General features: G+C 60.7%; 15 protein-coding genes. 9 read left to right on the top strand and 6 right to left on the bottom strand.

Annotated features, from left to right (window positions below):
* The first annotated feature begins 64 nt into the window (after positions 1–64).
* The 4 genes from F8N96_RS13420 to groL all read left to right on the top strand — a co-directional run bounded on the left by F8N96_RS13420 (position 65) and on the right by groL (position 3570).
* On the top strand, positions 65–796 hold the full coding sequence (locus F8N96_RS13420) for a HugZ family protein (RefSeq protein ID WP_150798202.1): 732 nt from the start codon (positions 65–67) through the stop codon (positions 794–796).
* 66 nt (positions 797–862) lie between these two features.
* Complete coding sequence (locus tag F8N96_RS13415) at positions 863–1339, top strand: FxsA family protein (protein ID WP_128872612.1); 477 nt, start codon at positions 863–865, stop codon at positions 1337–1339.
* A gap of 244 nt (positions 1340–1583) precedes the next feature.
* The gene (locus F8N96_RS13410; RefSeq protein WP_007898444.1) at positions 1584–1877 is read left to right on the top strand and encodes a co-chaperone GroES; all 294 of its coding nucleotides are present in this window, start codon (positions 1584–1586) and stop codon (positions 1875–1877) included.
* Between the two features lie 49 nt (positions 1878–1926).
* Positions 1927–3570 carry a chaperonin GroEL gene (gene groL, locus F8N96_RS13405; protein ID WP_027922861.1) on the top strand — a complete coding sequence of 548 codons (1644 nt, stop codon included), beginning with the start codon at positions 1927–1929 and terminating at the stop codon, positions 3568–3570.
* 190 nt (positions 3571–3760) lie between these two features.
* On the opposite strand, the gene F8N96_RS13400 is transcribed toward groL, so the two are convergent.
* Entirely contained in the window at positions 3761–4504 is a 744-nt protein-coding gene (locus F8N96_RS13400) for a phosphatase PAP2 family protein (protein WP_150798201.1), read from the bottom strand.
* 218 nt (positions 4505–4722) lie between these two features.
* Between F8N96_RS13400 and colR the strand changes: the two genes are divergently transcribed.
* The 5 genes from colR to F8N96_RS13375 all read left to right on the top strand — a co-directional run bounded on the left by colR (position 4723) and on the right by F8N96_RS13375 (position 8449).
* The gene (gene colR / locus F8N96_RS13395; protein ID WP_008032118.1) at positions 4723–5406 is read left to right on the top strand and encodes a two-component system response regulator ColR; all 684 of its coding nucleotides are present in this window, start codon (positions 4723–4725) and stop codon (positions 5404–5406) included.
* On the top strand, positions 5396–6676 hold the full coding sequence (locus F8N96_RS13390; protein WP_150798200.1) for a sensor histidine kinase: 1281 nt from the start codon (positions 5396–5398) through the stop codon (positions 6674–6676). Before colR ends, F8N96_RS13390 begins: the two co-directional genes overlap by 11 nt.
* Before the next feature lie 157 nt (positions 6677–6833).
* On the top strand, positions 6834–7502 hold the full coding sequence (locus F8N96_RS13385) for a class I SAM-dependent methyltransferase (protein ID WP_150798199.1): 669 nt from the start codon (positions 6834–6836) through the stop codon (positions 7500–7502).
* Between the two features lie 3 nt (positions 7503–7505).
* Positions 7506–8219 carry a lipopolysaccharide kinase InaA family protein gene (locus F8N96_RS13380; RefSeq protein ID WP_150798198.1) on the top strand — a complete coding sequence of 238 codons (714 nt, stop codon included), beginning with the start codon at positions 7506–7508 and terminating at the stop codon, positions 8217–8219.
* 2 nt (positions 8220–8221) lie between these two features.
* Entirely contained in the window at positions 8222–8449 is a 228-nt protein-coding gene (locus F8N96_RS13375) for a hypothetical protein (RefSeq protein WP_150798197.1), read from the top strand.
* A 199-nt stretch (positions 8450–8648) separates the two neighbouring features.
* Here F8N96_RS13375 and F8N96_RS13365 read toward each other — a convergent pair whose 3' ends face one another.
* From F8N96_RS13365 to F8N96_RS13340, 5 genes are all read right to left on the bottom strand, one after another.
* Positions 8649–11687, bottom strand: coding sequence for a multidrug efflux RND transporter permease subunit (locus tag F8N96_RS13365; RefSeq protein WP_150798196.1), 3039 nt, complete (start codon positions 11685–11687; stop codon positions 8649–8651).
* A gap of 13 nt (positions 11688–11700) precedes the next feature.
* Positions 11701–12849, bottom strand: a complete 1149-nt coding sequence (locus tag F8N96_RS13360) for an efflux RND transporter periplasmic adaptor subunit (RefSeq protein ID WP_150798195.1) — start codon at positions 12847–12849, stop codon at positions 11701–11703.
* A gap of 394 nt (positions 12850–13243) precedes the next feature.
* On the bottom strand, positions 13244–14344 hold the full coding sequence (locus F8N96_RS13350; RefSeq protein ID WP_150798194.1) for a DUF1513 domain-containing protein: 1101 nt from the start codon (positions 14342–14344) through the stop codon (positions 13244–13246).
* Between the two features lie 14 nt (positions 14345–14358).
* The gene (locus tag F8N96_RS13345; protein WP_150798193.1) at positions 14359–15423 is read right to left on the bottom strand and encodes an imelysin family protein; all 1065 of its coding nucleotides are present in this window, start codon (positions 15421–15423) and stop codon (positions 14359–14361) included.
* Positions 15424–15450: 27 nt separating this feature from the next.
* Entirely contained in the window at positions 15451–16878 is a 1428-nt protein-coding gene (locus F8N96_RS13340; protein ID WP_150798192.1) for a di-heme oxidoredictase family protein, read from the bottom strand.
* Between the last annotated feature and the right edge of the window lie 65 nt (positions 16879–16943).

Below are 16943 nucleotides of genomic sequence, written 5' to 3'. Positions count from 1 at the left end.
GTAGTCGAACATATCCCAAATATCTGTCCGTTTTTTTGACGGATTCTTTACAAGGAGTCATAAATTGAGCGTTGAAGCGGCCAAGAACGCCCGAGAATTGCTTCTCAAGGAATACCGTGGAGTGCTCTCGACGCATTCCAAGGCGATGCCCGGTTTCCCCTTTGGTTCCGTGGTCCCGTATTGCCTGGACGACCAAGGCCGACCGCTGATCCTGATCAGCCGCATCGCCCAGCACACGCATAACCTGCAAAAAGATCCAAAATGCTCACTGTTTGTGGGCGAGCGCGGGGCCGAGGACGTGCAAGCCGTCGGTCGCCTGACCTACCTCGCCGAAGCGGAAAAGCTCGAGGACGAGGCCGCCATCGAAGCTGCAGCTGTCCGTTACTACCGCTATTTCCCGGATTCGCAGAGTTACCACAAGGCCCACGATTTCGATTTCTGGGTGCTCAAGCCTGTGCGTCACCGTTATATCGGCGGTTTCGGCGCTATTCACTGGGTCGACCAGTTGACCCTGGCCAACCCGTTCGCCGGCAAGACCGAGCTGAGCATGGTCGAGCACATGAATGCCGATCACGCCAAGGCCATCGCCCACTACGTCGAACTGGCCGGTCTGCCCAAGACCGAGCCGGCGCAACTGGCGGGTATCGACACCGAGGGCATGCACCTGCGCATCGGCCAGGGGCTGTACTGGCTGCCGTTCCAGACGCCATGTAATACGCCGACACAAGTCCGGGAAGCCCTGGTTTTCCTGGCTCACGCCGAGCATTGGCCGAAAAATGCAAGGGCCGACGCTTGAATTCATGCAATGGCGACGTCATCTAGAGGAAACTGGCAAGGCATTCTTGCGTTGAGGAACCATTTGATGCGCCCTTTTTTATTGCTCTTTGTACTGTTTCCGGTGTTGGAGCTGTTCGTATTCGTCAAGGTGAGCGGGGCGATCGGGTTTTTCCCGGCCCTGCTGCTGGTCATTCTCGGCTCGATGTTCGGCGTGTTCGTGCTGCGTATCGCCGGTCTGGCCACTGCACTGCGTGCCCGTGAAAGCCTGAACCGCGGCGAGCTGCCGGCCCAGACCATGCTCGAAGGCCTGATGCTGGCCCTGGCCGGCGGCCTGTTGATCCTGCCGGGCTTCGTCACTGACGTGCTGGGCCTGATCATGTTGCTGCCGATCTCCCGTCGGCTGCTGGCCAATAAAATGCGCCAGCGTGCCGAGGAGCAGGCGATACGCCAGCGTGCGTTCGCCGATGACCTGCAACCCCGTGGCGGTCCGGCCCCACGTCAGCCGCTGGGGCGCGAACCGGACGTGATCGAAGGCGAGTTCGAACACCGCGATCCCAAGTAATCGTTTCAGCACGGCACCTTCGGGTGCCGTGTTCGTTTTCGGTGCGACAACGTGAAAAATTTTTGACCCCCGCCCTTGTAATAGGCTTGTCCGCCCTTATGTAACTGTCACCGCAAGGTTTCTGGCAATTACGCCAGACAGACTTCCGCGGTTCGCTTGCCGAACCGCACCCGGCTCCGCCGGATTTGTTAAACCCGCCGGGACTACACCGGCCGATGAAAACCACAATTAGGAGAGATCGACAATGAAGCTTCGTCCTCTGCATGACCGCGTCGTCGTCCGTCGCAGCGAAGAAGAAAAGAAAACCGCTGGCGGTATCGTCCTGCCAGGTTCGGCTGCTGAAAAGCCAAACCAGGGCGAAGTCCTCGCTGTAGGCCCGGGCAAAGCACTGGATAACGGTGAAGTGCGCGCGCTGGCCGTGAAAGTGGGTGACAAGGTTGTGTTCGGCCCGTACTCCGGCAGCAACACCGTGAAAGTCGACGGCGAAGACCTGCTGGTCATCGGCGAGAGCGAAATCCTCGCTGTTATCGAAGGCTGATTCCCCGCTCATTTTCCCGCTACTACAAAGTATTTAAGGAATATCGATCATGGCTGCTAAAGAAGTTAAATTCGGCGATTCCGCCCGCAAGAAAATGCTCGCCGGTGTCAACGTCCTGGCTGACGCAGTAAAAGCGACCCTGGGCCCTAAAGGCCGTAACGTGATCATCGAGAAGAGCTTCGGCGCTCCGACCATCACCAAGGACGGCGTGTCCGTTGCAAAAGAAATCGAGCTGAAAGACCGCTTCGAAAACATGGGCGCGCAGCTGGTCAAAGACGTTGCCTCCCGTGCCAACGATGACGCAGGCGACGGCACCACCACCGCTACCGTTCTGGCTCAGTCGATCGTCAACGAAGGCCTGAAAGCCGTCGCTGCCGGCATGAACCCGATGGACCTGAAGCGCGGTATCGACAAAGCGACCATCGCGATCGTCAAAGAGCTCAAAGCCCTGTCCAAGCCTTGCGCTGACACCAAGGCGATCGCTCAGGTCGGCACCATCTCGGCCAACTCCGACAACTCCATCGGCGACATCATTGCCGAAGCCATGGAAAAAGTCGGTAAAGAAGGCGTGATCACCGTTGAAGAAGGCTCGGGCCTGGAAAACGAACTGTCGGTTGTTGAAGGCATGCAGTTCGACCGTGGCTACCTGTCCCCGTACTTCGTCAACAAGCCAGAGACCATGACTGCCGAGCTGGACGGTCCGCTGATCCTGCTGGTCGACAAAAAGATCTCGAACATCCGCGAAATGCTGCCAGTGCTGGAAGCCGTTGCCAAAGCCGGCCGTCCACTGCTGATCGTGGCCGAAGACGTTGAAGGCGAAGCCCTGGCGACTCTGGTTGTGAACAACATGCGTGGCATCGTCAAAGTCGCAGCCGTCAAGGCTCCAGGCTTCGGCGACCGTCGCAAGGCCATGCTGCAGGACATCGCTGTTCTGACCGGCGGCACCGTTATCTCCGAAGAGATCGGCCTGAGCCTGGAAAGCACTACCCTGGAACACCTGGGTAATGCCAAGCGCGTGATCCTGTCCAAAGAAAACACCACCGTGATCGACGGTGCCGGCGTTGAGGCTGACATCCAGGCTCGCGTTCTGCAGATCCGTCAGCAAGTGGCCGACACTTCGTCCGACTACGACCGTGAAAAACTGCAAGAGCGTCTGGCCAAGCTGTCCGGCGGCGTTGCAGTGATCAAGGTTGGCGCTGGTTCCGAAGTTGAAATGAAAGAGAAGAAAGCCCGCGTTGAAGACGCCCTGCACGCTACCCGTGCAGCCGTTGAAGAAGGCGTGGTACCTGGCGGCGGCGTGGCACTGGTTCGCGCTCTGCAGGCGATCTCCGAGCTCAAAGGCGACAACGATGACCAGAACGTTGGCATCCAGTTGCTGCGTCGCGCTGTTGAAGCGCCACTGCGTCAGATCGTTGCCAACTCCGGCGACGAGCCAAGCGTGGTTGTAGACAAGGTCAAGCAGGGTTCGGGTAACTACGGTTACAACGCTGCGACCGGCGAATACGGCGACATGATCGAAATGGGTATCCTGGACCCGGCTAAAGTGACTCGTTCGGCTCTGCAGGCGGCTTCGTCGATTGCCAGCCTGATGATCACCACCGAAGCCATGATCGCCGAGATCAAGGATGACGCACCAGCTGGCGGCGGCATGCCAGACATGGGCGGTATGGGCGGCATGGGCGGCATGATGTAAGCCAGCCTTACCCCTATAAAAACCCCGCCTGCGAAAGCAGGCGGGGTTTTTTATTGCCCGGAGTTTTGAACGTCACATCAGTTCATTGTGGGAGCGAGCCTGCTCGCGAAAGCGGTGTAGCAGTCGACAGAAATGCTGAATGTTATGGCCTCTTCGCGAGCAGGCTCGCTCCCACATTATTTATCGGTGTTCAGGCGCTGACCGGCTTTGCCTTGCCCACGTGCTCAACCTTCACCGCCGGGCGATACAGGATGTAGTAGTACGACCCCAGGCAAATCAACCAGCAAAAAATCGCCGTCCACACGTTGTGTGAAAAGAAGTGAGCACCCTGGATCATCCGGCCGATGGAAAACACTGAGCCTAGCGCAAAGGCAAAGACAAACGCCGTGCGCGCCAGACGCGGGCGACGGTCACGCAGCACGAAGAACAACGCAAACAGGGTGAAACCAGTCGCCGCATGGCCACCGGGCCAGCAACGGCCGGGTTTGTCGGTTGGCGGGCGTGGGCTGAGCAGCTCGCTGTAGGTTTCATGACCGCCAAATTGTTCAAGACTCCACGGGCATTGCACCGCGGTCAGCGCCTTGACCGGCGTGACAAAGGAGGTGGCCAGCGCCAGGGACAGCACCAGGCAGCCCAATTCCCGTTTGATCGGCTTGAGCCGGTCCATGAAAAAAGCGCCGATGAAACCCAGAATGGCCAACACCGAGAACGCAATGACCACTTGCTTGGCCCGGTCATGCAGAATGTTTTCGAGGAAGTAACTATGGCGCCCGATGAAATCCCCCGCGACCGGGTCATAGAACAGTTGGGCCAGGTCCATGTCCAGGGACGTCAGTTCAAGCAGCAGCAGAATGATCGCCGCGACAGCGGGAACACCCAGGCACAGCCAGGGATTGAGAGCGCGCGAGGCGCAGCGAACAGGGGTCGACACCATGACAGGTCCTTGGTCGGTTGATGAACTGAAGCGTGCAGCCGCGCACAGTCTGGGCGCCGTCCTGTCGCCAGCCTGTGAACCGACAGTGAAAAACTCGTCAAGGCCGCAACAGGGCGACGGCCTGGATTTACACCTGCACGCAGTTCTGGCCCTGAGCCCCGCTTGGCCTTAAGCTGCGCGGGCCAAGACGGCCGTTACTGTGTACGCAGGAGGTTCCCATGAGAATTCTATTGGTTGAAGACAACCGCGATATCCTGGCCAATCTGGCCGATTACCTGGGGCTCAAGGGTTATACCGTGGATTGCGCGCAGGACGGATTGTCGGGGCTGCACCTGGCGGCCACCGAGCATTACGACTTGATCGTGCTCGACATCATGTTGCCCGGCATCGACGGTTACACCCTGTGCAAGCGCCTTCGCGAAGACGCCCGCCGCGATACACCGGTGATCATGCTCACTGCGCGCGATCAACTGGACGACCGCCTGCAAGGCTTCAAGTCCGGTGCCGACGATTACCTGATCAAACCCTTTGCCCTGTCTGAACTGGCGGCGCGCATCGAAGCGGTCATGCGCCGAGCCCAGGGGGGCGGTCGCCGCACCCTGCAAGTCGGCGATCTGAGCTACGACCTCGATACCCTGGAAGTCACTCGCGAAGGGCGGCTGCTGAAACTCAATCCGGTAGGCCTGAAGTTGCTGGCCGTGTTGATGCAGAAAAGCCCTCACGTCCTGCGCAGGGAAATTCTCGAAGAGGCGCTGTGGGGCGACGACTGCCCGGACAGCGACAGCCTGCGCAGTCACGTCCACCAATTGCGCCAGGTGATCGACAAGCCGTTCGCCAAGCCCTTGCTGCAAACCGTGCACGGTGTGGGCTATCGCTTGGCCGAGGGCCGTGATGGAGTTTAGACAGAGCCTTGCGCAACGGATCATCATCGCCTTTGCGTTGATGAGCGCATTGGTGGCAGGGGCCTTCGCCATGGGTATTGTGGCGACCGTGCACCTGGTGGAAGAGAAACTGATTTCGGCAGGCCTGGGCGGCGATCTGCAACGCCTGCTGCTGATGGACAGTGTGTCGGACTGGAGCCATCGCCCGGAGCCGGACCAGCTGTTCTATTTCAGTGGTGGGCCGGGCGACTTCGAATTGCCCAAGGATTTGCGCCACCTGGACCCTGGTTTTCACGAAGTGTTTCGCGAGCAGCTGTCGTACCACGCGATGGTCGAAGTCGTCGACGGCCGGCGTTACGTGCTGATGCAGGACCAGAGCGATTTCGAGGAGCGCGAGCGGGTGCTGTTTGCCGTGGTCCTGGTGGGTTTCGTGCTGAGCCTGGCGTTGGCGGTGTTTCTCGGCTGGCTACTGGCACGCAAGGTCATGGCGCCGGTGGTGCGGCTGGCTCGTCAGGTCCGTCACCGCGACCAACTGTTGGGTCTGGCACCGCCGCTGGCACCGGACTACGCCGCCGATGAAGTCGGGGAGCTGGCCGTCGCCTTCGACGCGACCTTGGGGCGCTTGCGCCAGGCGTTGTCCCGCGAGCGTTTGTTCACCAGTGACGTCAGCCATGAACTGCGCACACCGTTGATGGTGCTGGCCAGTTCCTGTGAGTTGTTGCTGGAAAATCCCGGTCTCGATCAGCGCGGGCGTGCCCAGGTCGAGCGCATCGCCCGCGCCTGCGAAGAGATGCGTGAGCTGGTACAAACCTTCCTGATGCTGGCGCGCGCGCAACGTGACGACGCCAGCATCGCACCGCAACAAACCCTGGGCCAGGTGGCCGACGGGCTGCTCCATCTCTGGCGCGAGCCGATCGAGGCCAAGGGGCTGAGCCTGATCTTCGACGCGGGGGAGCCGGCAACCACCCGTTACAACGCCACCCTTCTGTACGCCGTCATGGGCAACCTGCTGCGTAACGCCCTGCATTACACCGAACAGGGGTTCATCCGCTTGACCCTGACAACCACCGGTTTCGTGGTCGAGGACAGTGGCGTCGGCATTCCCGAGGAAAAACGCGAAGCGATGTTCGAGCCATTCGTGCGGGGCAACGAGAAGCGCGGCGAGGGCCTGGGACTGGGGCTGTCGCTGGTGCAGCGGATTTGCGAAAACCAGGGCTGGAACGTCAGTCTGACGAACATGGAACCCAACGGCTGCCGCTTTCAGGTGGAGTTGAGCCAGGGCGCCGCGTGATCAAGCCTTTCCTTGGTGGCCCAGAGCTATCACTGTCTTCCTGTAAAACCTCGAAATAATTTGACGTTTTACATGACAATTTTTTCACAAAGGCATGACCTGACGCCGACACGGCGCTACCTATCGTGGGTCCATCAGATGTTCTGGAGACCTGATGATGGACGGCCCGATAAAACTCGATTTTTCCGAAAAGTACGACGATCAACACGCTAAAGAATACTTGCGCAAGCATCAGGCCGGCCCCGCTCGCCGCCTGTCGCACTGGCGTGACGAGCAATTGGCGCGACAGGCGCTCAAACTGGTTGGGGAGCCGGGGCTGGTCCTCGATTTACCCTGTGGCGCGGGGCGTTTCTGGCCATTGCTGGCGGAAAAAGCCAATCGCGCCATCATCGGAGCCGACAACTCCGAGTCGATGATCAAGATTGCCCTGCAGGCGCAACCTGCCGACGTGGTGAAACGGGTACAACCCTTGCACACTTCTGCTTTCGACATCACCTTGCCCGATAACGCCGTCGACAGCATTTTCTGCATGCGTTTACTCCACCACATCGGTGAAGCCGAACATCGATTGGCCATTTTGCGTGAGTTCGAGCGCGTCACCCGTGACAGCGTGATTCTTTCATTGTGGGTGGACGGCAACTTCAAAGCCTGGAAGCGCAAGCGGCTTGAAGGAACCCGTGGGCAGGTCAGTTACCAAAATCGTTTTGTGTTACCGGCTGCTACGGTCGAAAAGGAGTTCGAGCAGGCGGGTTTCCGTATCCAGCAACGCCTGGATTTCTTACCGCTCTATGCCATGTGGCGAGTGTACGTATTACGCAAGAGGTAACAGATGGCAGTGCAATGTGCAGCAGGATCGGACATCGCTCCCCGGGAGCGCTTCGACTACTTCTGGAATCTGCGCGGCGAATGGGTAGAGGAGCCCAACGTCCGGCGCGGAGGCGAAAGTGGTGTGCAGCGCGTTCGGGGTAGCGATGGAAAGCTGCTCTACACTAAACGACAGACCGGGCATCTCTATCGCAGCTTGCTGCATCCGTTCGGTCGGCCGACGGTATTGCGCGAACGTGATGCGCTCGTCGGTCTGAGACAGATCGACGTGCGCGTTCCGGACATTGTTTTCTGCGGCGCGCAGCGCGATCCCGTGCACAAATGGCGTGCCCTGCTGGTGACCCAGTCGCTGGACGGCTTTGAGGAACTCGAACATTGGTATGCCGGCGGCGGCCGCGAGCGTCTCGGTGAAGCGGTGCATGATCGCGTGCTCAAGGACCTGGCGGACAATCTGGCCCGTATGCACAGGGCGCGTTGGCAGCACAGCTGCCTCTACATTAAACACGTCTTCGTGCGTGTTACCGGTGAGGGTGAAGCGGCCAGCGTCGAGGTGGCGTTGATCGACCTGGAGAAGTGCCGGCAGCGGTTGACCGCCCGTCGCGCGGCGGCCCATGACATGAAGCAATTGCGCCGCCACTCGTCGTTCAGCACGACGGACTGGCAAAAACTCATCTACTTTTATGAGAAGGCGTTTGGCAGCGCTATCAAGGGTTTATAGCAATGAAACTCGAAATTGCACGAGGTTTGTTTTTGGTAGGAGCCTTGGCAGTTGCCTCACTGGCGCTGGCTGTCTGGGAGCAGCCTCGCCCGCGCGTCCTCAGTTCGTTGAACGCGGATGCGCGTTGTCCATTACCACGGGTTGCCAAGGCAACCGTGGTCACCCAACCCGATCATGATTTGTTGCTGTTCATGTTCGGACTTTCTCAAGGACTGAGGCCAAAGAGTTGAACCGATTGAAGCCCAAATAAAAGGCCTCGCAGTTGCGAGGCCTTTTATATTCCCGTGTCTCAAGACTTGCACCACCCCCTGTAGGAGCGAGCTTGCTCGCGATGGTCGCCAACGATAACGCGTGTTTGCTGGATAACACGCGGTGTTCTGGAATCCATCGTCGGAACGCCGCCCGGAGCAAGCTCGCTCCTACAGGAGGTTACGGGTGTTCTTCAGGTTTGTCGGGTTTTGCCAGCAATGTGTACACGCACGGCAACACAAACAGCGTGAACAGTGTGCCGATCGACATCCCCGTAGCGATCACCGTGCCGATGTCGAACCGGCTGACAGCGCCCGCACCGGTGGCAATGATCAACGGCACCATGCCGAACACCATGGCTGCAGTCGTCATCAATACAGGACGCAGTCGAATGGCCGCAGCTTCCTCCACGGCCTCGCGTGCCGTCAGGCCTTTGTCCTTGCGTAACTGGTTGGCAAATTCGACGATCAGGATCCCGTGTTTGCTGATCAACCCGATCAATGTCACCAGGCCGACCTGGGTGTAGATGTTCATGCTCGACCAGCCCAGGAACAACGGAATCAACGCGCCGCAGATCGACAGCGGCACGGTGACCAGAATCACCAGCGGATCGCGGAAGCTTTCGAACTGGGCGGCCAGTACCAGGAAAATGATCGCCAGCGCCAGGGCGAAGGTGACCCACAAGGCACTGCCTTCCTGGACGTATTGCCGGGATGCGCCGGCGTAGTCGAAGGCATAACCCACCGGTGCCTCTTCCTGGGCGATCTGGCGGACGGTGTCGATGGCTTCGCCCATGCTGACCAGCGGGACCCCGGAAAGAATCGCCGAGTTGAGTTGCTGGAACTGGTTCAGTTGCCGTGGACGCGCCCGGTCGGTCACGGTGATCAGGGTCGACAGGGCCAGCAGTTCACCTTGGGTATTCCTCACGTAGTAGTTGTTCAGCCAGTCGGGGTTGTCCCGGAAAGGCCGCTCGACTTGCGCGATGACTTTGTAGCTGCGTCCTTCGATGGTGAACCGGTTGATCTCCGCTTCACCGAGCAGGGTCGCCAGGGTGCCGCCCAGATCCTGCATGGACACGCCCATCTGCGCGGCCTTGGCGCGATCGATATCCACCACCACTTCAGGCTTGTCGAACGCCAGGTCGAGGTCGACGAAAGCGAACTTGCCGGATTCCATCGCCCTCTTTTTCACCCGGTCGGTCACTTGCAGCAGCGACTCGTAGTCGTTGGCGGAGTTGATCACGAACTGAAACGGCAACCCCTCACCGGTACCGGGCAGGGAGGGCAGGTTGAAGCCGAAGATCTGCAACCCGGAAATGCTCTCCAGTTTGCTCTGGACCTCGGGCAGGATTTCCATCTGTGTACGGCTGCGTTCGTTCCAGGGTTTGAGCAGGAAGCCGCCGATTCCCGATTGCACACCGTTGAAACCATTGATCTGGAACGAGGAGTAGTACTCGGGAAACGCCTTGAAGATGTCGATGAATTCATCCGTGTAAGCGCTCAGATAGTCGAGGTTGGCCGTTTGCGGGGCGTTGGCCATCATGAAAATGATGCCCTGGTCCTCATCCGGGGCCAATTCCGACTTGGTGAACTTGAGCAATACCGGAATCAGGCACAGCACGATCACCGCGAACACCAGCACCACCGGCCGGGTGTTGAGCGTGCCGTGCAGCATGCGCTGGTAACGGCGCTTGAGTCCTTCGAAAATCAGGTCCAGGCGGTGGGCCAGGCCGCTGGGGTTTTCATCGTGGCGCAGCAAGAAGGCGCACATCATCGGCGACAGGGTCAGGGCGACGACGCCGGAAATCACCACCGCCCCGGCCAGGGTCAGGGCGAACTCCTTGAACAGCGCCCCGGTGAGCCCGGTCAGGAAGCCGATCGGGGCATAGACCGCGGCCAGGGTGATGGTCATCGAGACCACCGGCATGGCGATTTCCCGCGCGCCTTCGATGGCGGCATCCAGTGGTGTCTTGCCTTCTTCGATGTGTCGGTGAATGTTTTCCACCACCACGATCGCGTCGTCCACCACCAGGCCGATAGCCAACACCATTGCCAGCAGGGTCAGCAGGTTGATCGAGTACCCCATCATCTGCATGAAGAACATCACGCCGATCATCGACAGCGGAATGGTGACCACCGGAATCACCACCGAGCGCAGCGCACCGAGGAACAGGAATACGACCACGATCACAATCAGCACCGCTTCGAACAGGGTTTTCACCACTTCGTCGATCGAGGCCTGGATGAACAGCGTGGCGTCGTAGGCGATTTCGCCCTTGAGGTTCGGCGGTAGCTGCGCTTCCAGGTCCGGCATGATCTTGCGCACTTCCCTGATCACATCCAGCGGGTTGGCGCCGGGGGTGGCCTTGATGCCGATGTACACCGAGGGCGTGCCGCCGAAGGAGCTGACGGAGTCGTAGTTTTCCGCGCCCATTTCAACTCGCGCAACATCGCCGAGCAGCACCCGACTGTCGCCGTCGACCTTGAGCGCAATTGCGGCAAACGCTTCGGCAGATTTGAGCTCGGTATTGGCATTGATGCTGGTGACCACGTACTCGCCTTTCACTTCGCCAGCGGCTGACAGGAAGTTGTACTTGCGCACCGCATCAGTCACATCGCTGGCGCTCAGGCCGAAGCCGGCGAGCTTCACCGGGTCCAGCCACAGGCGCATGGCGAACACCTGGTTGCCGAGAATTTCGGCTTCGGCCATGCCCGGCAGGGTTGCCAGTTTTGGCTGGATGACCCGTGACAGATAGTCGGTAATCTGCGGATTGCTCAACTCCTTGCTGAAGAAGCTGATGTACATCAGCGCCGAGGCGTCGGCGGCCTCCTTGCTCAGTACCGGGTCTTCGGCGTCCTGTGGCAACTGGTTTTTCACCTCGTTGGCCTTGGCCAGCAGCTCGGTGAACAAGCGGTCGCTGTTGGCGCCGATGCGCGCGTAGATCGAGATCACAGAGAAATTCTGGCGACTGACCGAAGTCATGTAGTCGATACCTTCGGCGCTTGCCAGGCTCTGCTGCATCGGTTGGGTGATGTAGCCCTGGATCGTTTCGGCGTTGGCTCCGGGGTAAGCGGTGGTCACCGTGATCAGGGCATTTTCCATTTGCGGGTATTGGCGCAGCGGCAGCTTGCTCCAGGCCTGGAAGCCCAGCAGCACAATCAACAGGCTGACCACGGTGGCGAGCACCGGGCGGCGGATGAACGGGTCGGTAAACGCCATGGGGTTTCCTTGATCAGTCTACGCGCGGCGGACTGTTCTTCTCGGCTAAAGTCTTGTCGTCGCTGATGGCAATGTGGGCGCCGTTGTCCAGTTTGATCTGGCCGGCCGTGACCACTTTCTCGCCGTTCTGCACACCCTTGATGATCATCACCTGCCCGTCACGGCGCTCACCGGTTTCAATGAAACGCCGTTCAGCGATCAGGATCGGCTGGCCCTTGTCGTCTTTTTCGAGGCTGCCGTCTTCGGCTTTTTTCTGCGCGACGACGTAGAGCGAATTGCCGTACAGCGTGTAGGTGATCGCACCTTCCGGCACGACTATGCGCGGCCGAGGGTCGGGCAGCATCACCTGCAGGCTGGCGAACATCCCTGGCAGCAGCTTGCCATCGGGGTTGGCCAGGGTGGCGCGGACCAGAACGTTGCGTGTGCTGTTCTCGACTTTCGGGTTGATCGCACTGATGGTGCCGGGGAAGGTTTGTGTCGGGTAGGCCGCGACAATGATCTGCACCGGTTGGCCGAGGGCGATCTTCGGTATCGATTGCTCGGGCACGAAGAAGTCTGCATAGAGGCTGCTGAGATCTTGCAGGGTGGCAATCATGGTGCCGCTGGCGAGATAGTCGCCGATGTCCACCTGACGAATGCCGATGGTCCCGCTGAAGGGCGCGACGATGCTTTTTTTGCCGAGTGCAGCCTTGAGTTGATTGACCGTGGCCTTGCTCTTTTTCTGCACCGCTGAAAGTCGGTCGAATTCGCCTTTGGAAATGGCCTGGCTGCCGACCAGTTGGCTACCGCGACCGTAATCGAGTTGGGCCAGCCCAAGGTCGGCCAGAGCCGTTTCCAGCAAAGCACTTTCCACGGCGCTGTCGAGTCGCAGGAGTGGTTGACCGGCCTTGACCTTCTGTCCTGACTCGAACTGCAAATCGATGACGGTGCCGTCGGTCTCCAGGCTCAGGTCCACGCCTTGCAACGCCTTGAGCGTGCCAACGGTGGGCAGGCGGGCTTGCCACGGCTGTTCGGTGGCCGTGGCCACAGCGACGCTGATCGGCGGTTTCGGCGCGGAAAAGCCCTGGATCATCGTGTAGATGGAGAAGGCTTTGTAACCGGCCAGGACCAGCACGATCAGCAGAACAACACCCAACATGATCAACATGCGGCGACGCAGCATATTTCCACTTCCTTGGAGAAAATCAGGGCATACAGTCTGGAACATTACTCCGAGTGCGCGGTTGATTCCAATGGATGTTTCCGGGTTTCCCCGATCCCTGTAGGAGCCGGCTTGCCGGCGAAGGGGCCATTGAATGTTGCGGTGGTCTTGAGATCGCCTTCGCTGTAGGAGCGAGCTTGCTCGCGAAGAACCTGAGAACACCACGGGGTGTCAGGCATCCAGCGTTATCGTTAGCGTCCATCGCGAGCGAGCTCGCTCCTACAGGGGAATGCATTCCAATGTAGGAGCCGGCTTGCCGGCGAAGGGGCCGCTGGATTTTGCGGTGATCTGAAGATCGCCTTCGCTGGCAAGCCAGCTCCTACAGGGGGGGGGGGCGTAGGCCGTGGTCTCGGCGTTACGCCATTAAATGCAGGTGGTTGTCCCAGAGCCCCGATGGCAGTTCCAGGGGTTGTGCAACCAGATCCGTCTGGCGGCAATCGTAGTACCGGCATCGGCCTTGACCCGAGGTCACGACAAACCCGTCGGCCACCGCCCCGACCCCGGCGCAATCGGGGAGCGGCGCATCCAGGCGTACCTCGCCACTGTCCAGGTCCCAGATGAAAAACCGGTTGCCCCGTGGCGCGGTCAAGGCGACCAGCCGCAGTTCGCCATGCACCGCGACGCTCGCGGTGTAGTGCCCCATGGCCTGCAACTGATGCTCGGGCACCGGGAAGGCCACGAACGGCTGCCCCGGCCGCTTGATCGCCAGCAGTTCCGATGACTCATGGGACGGGCCCATGAACTGCTGGCCGGCGACGATGGTGCCGTCGCTGGCGATCCCCAGGTGGCGCACGCTGTTCATCTGTTGGGGCAGGGTTTCCTTGCTCAGCAGGGTGCCGTCGCGCTGCATCAGCACCAGGCTTGGTTCCATGGCGTCGAGGTTCATTTCGACCCGGCTTTCGGCCTCGGTACGAATGCCGCCGTTGGCCACCACCAGGGTTTCGCCATCGGGCATCCACGACACCTGATGCGGGCCGATGCCATGGGTCGACAGCTCGCCGCTGTGCATCAGCCGCTCACCTTCGAACCTGTACACCCCGAGCAAGCCACGCCCCGGATCGGAGGTGTCGTTCTCGGTGGCGTACAGCCAGTCGCCGCTCTGGTGAATCACCGCGTGCCCGTAGAAGTGCCGGTTCGGCTGCGAGACCACGGTTTGCAGTAGCGTGCCGTCGCGCAGGTCGATCAGGTAGCTCTCTGTGCCTGGACGGCGGGCGACGAACAATGCCATCGGCAGCGTGGGGTGGTTGATGATGTCGTGGCAGCGCTGGCCGACCCGGGTAGCGAACACCCGGGTGCCGTCCAGCCGATAACCGACGGCGTAGTGCTTGCCGTCGCCATCGTCCCGCGCCGAGAGCAGCAGCGGGCTTTTATCCTTCTGCCTGAACAGCGTCCAGCCGCCCAGTGTCACCGCACCCAGCAGCAAACTCCCTAACGTCAGAGCCTGGCGTCGCAGCATGGCACTTGCCCTCATCAGTCACCGTCGTTGGCGTTGAAGCCCAGTTGGATGCCCAGCGCCTTGGCCAGTTCGCCTTCGTGCAGGCGGTGGACGACGTTGAGGCTGTCGTAGATATCGTTGAGTTGCTGGCGGCCGGCATCGTCGTTGAGCATTTCAGTCAGCGAGCGCTGGTTGCTGGCGAACAGATTCAGGGACGCGGCGTACGCGGCGTCGATCTTGTCGGCCAAGGGTTTTTGCTCGCTCGGCAACAGGCCGCGCAGGCCTTTGTTGTCGACCCCTTCCCACACGGTCCTGGCGGCGGCGAGGCTGGCTTCCAGGCCCGTCAGGGAAGACTGGCTGCGCCAGGCATCGGCCTGGAACGGTTGCGGCACACCCTTGCTCTGGCGGCCCATCGGCGTGCCGAGCTTTTTCTTCAGGCTGTCCAGGGCGGTGACCTGCACCCGCAGCAGGTCGGCGATGGCTTCGTGGGAATCGGCGTAGCGCGGGTTCGGGAACTTGCTCATCTGCGCGAGCATGCCATCGGTGTTGTTCCAGCTTTTCAGAATCTCTTCGGCCAGTTGTTTCTGACGCTCGCCAATCGCGATCAGCAGCGGGCAGTACCTGGCTTTCTGTTCAGCGTTAGCCACATCGGGCTTGCTGTCGAACAGGATGTATTCATAGGCGGACAGGCCTTGCACCACGACGCTGGACTTGGCCAGGGCGGCGGCATCGATTTGCGGCTGAGCGGTGACCAGTTGCTCGACCTGACGACCCACGAGGTTTTTCTTGTCCGGCCAGAACTGCACCTGCCAGGCGCGATTGCCTTCGGCCAGCGGCCCGATCAGCAGCGGTTGCAGCTCGGCCCAGGCTTTTTGCGCATGCAGGAAATCGGCGCGGGCGGTGTCGAGGTTTTCCTTGCCTTCGCAGTAGGCGAGGGCGCTGACGGCCAGTTGGCGATCGGCTTCAACCCAGCGCGTGTAGGTCGGCAGGATCACTGACTTGGCGATGGCCGCCGAGGTGACGGCCTGCGGGTCCTGCGGCGAACAGGCGCCCAGGGCTAGCGCGGCAAGGCTGGTGAATAACAATTTGGGACGGAACATGTCGGGCTCCCGCTTGAGGAATAGGCATTAAAGGGAATTCAGAAACGCCAGCAACGCAGCACGCTGCCCGGCATTGAAAGACAAAACCTGTTGCTGCGCCGCCTTGGCTTCGCCGCCATGCCAGAGCACGGCTTCGAGCAGGTTGCGGGCGCGGCCATCATGCAAAAACTGGGTGTGGCCACTGACCGCTTGCGTCAGGCCAATGCCCCACAACGGCGGCGTGCGCCAGTCGCGGCCACTGGCCTGGAACTCGGTGCGGTTGTCCGCCAGGCCGTCGCCCATGTCATGCAGCAGCAGATCGCTGTACGGGCGAATCACTTGATTGGCCAGTTCAGGTTCGGCGGCGTTGGAGGCGGTGGTGTACTTGGGTGTGTGGCAGGACTGGCAGCCCGCCTGGAAAAACAGATTCTTGCCGGCCAGCACTTCAGGCGCACCGACATCGCGGCGCGCCGGTACGGCGAGGTTACGGCTGTAGAACAGCACCAGGCGCAATATGTTATCGCTGACTTCCGGCTCGCCATCCGGGCCGTTGCCGTTGCGCGCCTGCTTGCAAGCGGTTTGTGCGTCGGTGCAGTCATCGACAGGGCGCAAATGGGTGGTGAGGCCCATGTCGCCGGAAAACGCGTGCACATTCTGCTGGTTGAGGTTCGGTTGGCCAGCTTTCCAGCCAAAGCGCCCGAGGACGGTTTTCTGCTCCGCGTCATCCCAGACCCGGTTCGGGCGCCCGGCAATGCCCTTTTTTTCACGGGCCTGAGCCTCGGCATTGGCCAGGATCGCCTCCTCGGGAATCGCTTCGAGCAAACCCAGGCCAATCATCGGCGGCGCCACCCTCGCGGAAAAACGCGTGTCGGGGTGCATCGGGCCGTAGCCGAGTTGGGTGATCTGCAGCGTCGGTTTGCGCAACTCGACTTCGGTGCCGTCCTTGAAGCGGACCGGCACCGGCGTGTAATCGACCCGCACCTTGCCTTCCGGGACGATGCCGGGCACGGCCATGTCCTGGAATTGCCCACCGTAGACCGGCTCCGGGACGACGCCGAGCTGCTCGATGGCCCTGGCGTAGGCCGGCGTATCGGGAATCGACAGGCGCACCAGCATCGACACGGCATTGGATGCGTCAGGCGCGGGCGGATGACCGCGGCCGTCCTTGATGTGGCAGTTCTGGCAGGCGTTGGTGTTGAACAAGGGGCCGAGGCCATCCCGGGCAGTGGTGGTCGACGGGGCGATCACCCACGGGTTGCGAAAGAAGCTGTTGCCGACGCTGAAGTCCACGCGCCGGGAGGGCGGCAGGTTGGCGGAGGGCAGGGAGAATGCATTCTGATCGGTCTTGCGCACGGTCGCGCTGCCACCGGACCGGGCTTCACCGGGTTCGGCCTGGGTGAACTTCGGGGCGTCATCGCAGGCACTCAGGCCCAGGGCCAGCAACAGTGCGGACAAGCGAAGAGGCAGCGAGGGCATCAGACATCCTGCAAGACGAGCAAAACAAGGGCGCAAAGTCTAACAGGGCAGGGGGGATTGAATAA

This window comes from Pseudomonas fluorescens, from assembly GCF_902497855.1.
GTDB lineage: Bacteria > Pseudomonadota > Gammaproteobacteria > Pseudomonadales > Pseudomonadaceae > Aquipseudomonas > Aquipseudomonas fluorescens_BI.
Note: the sequence above shows the minus strand (reverse complement) of the source record. Positions and strands in the feature narration are given on the sequence as shown.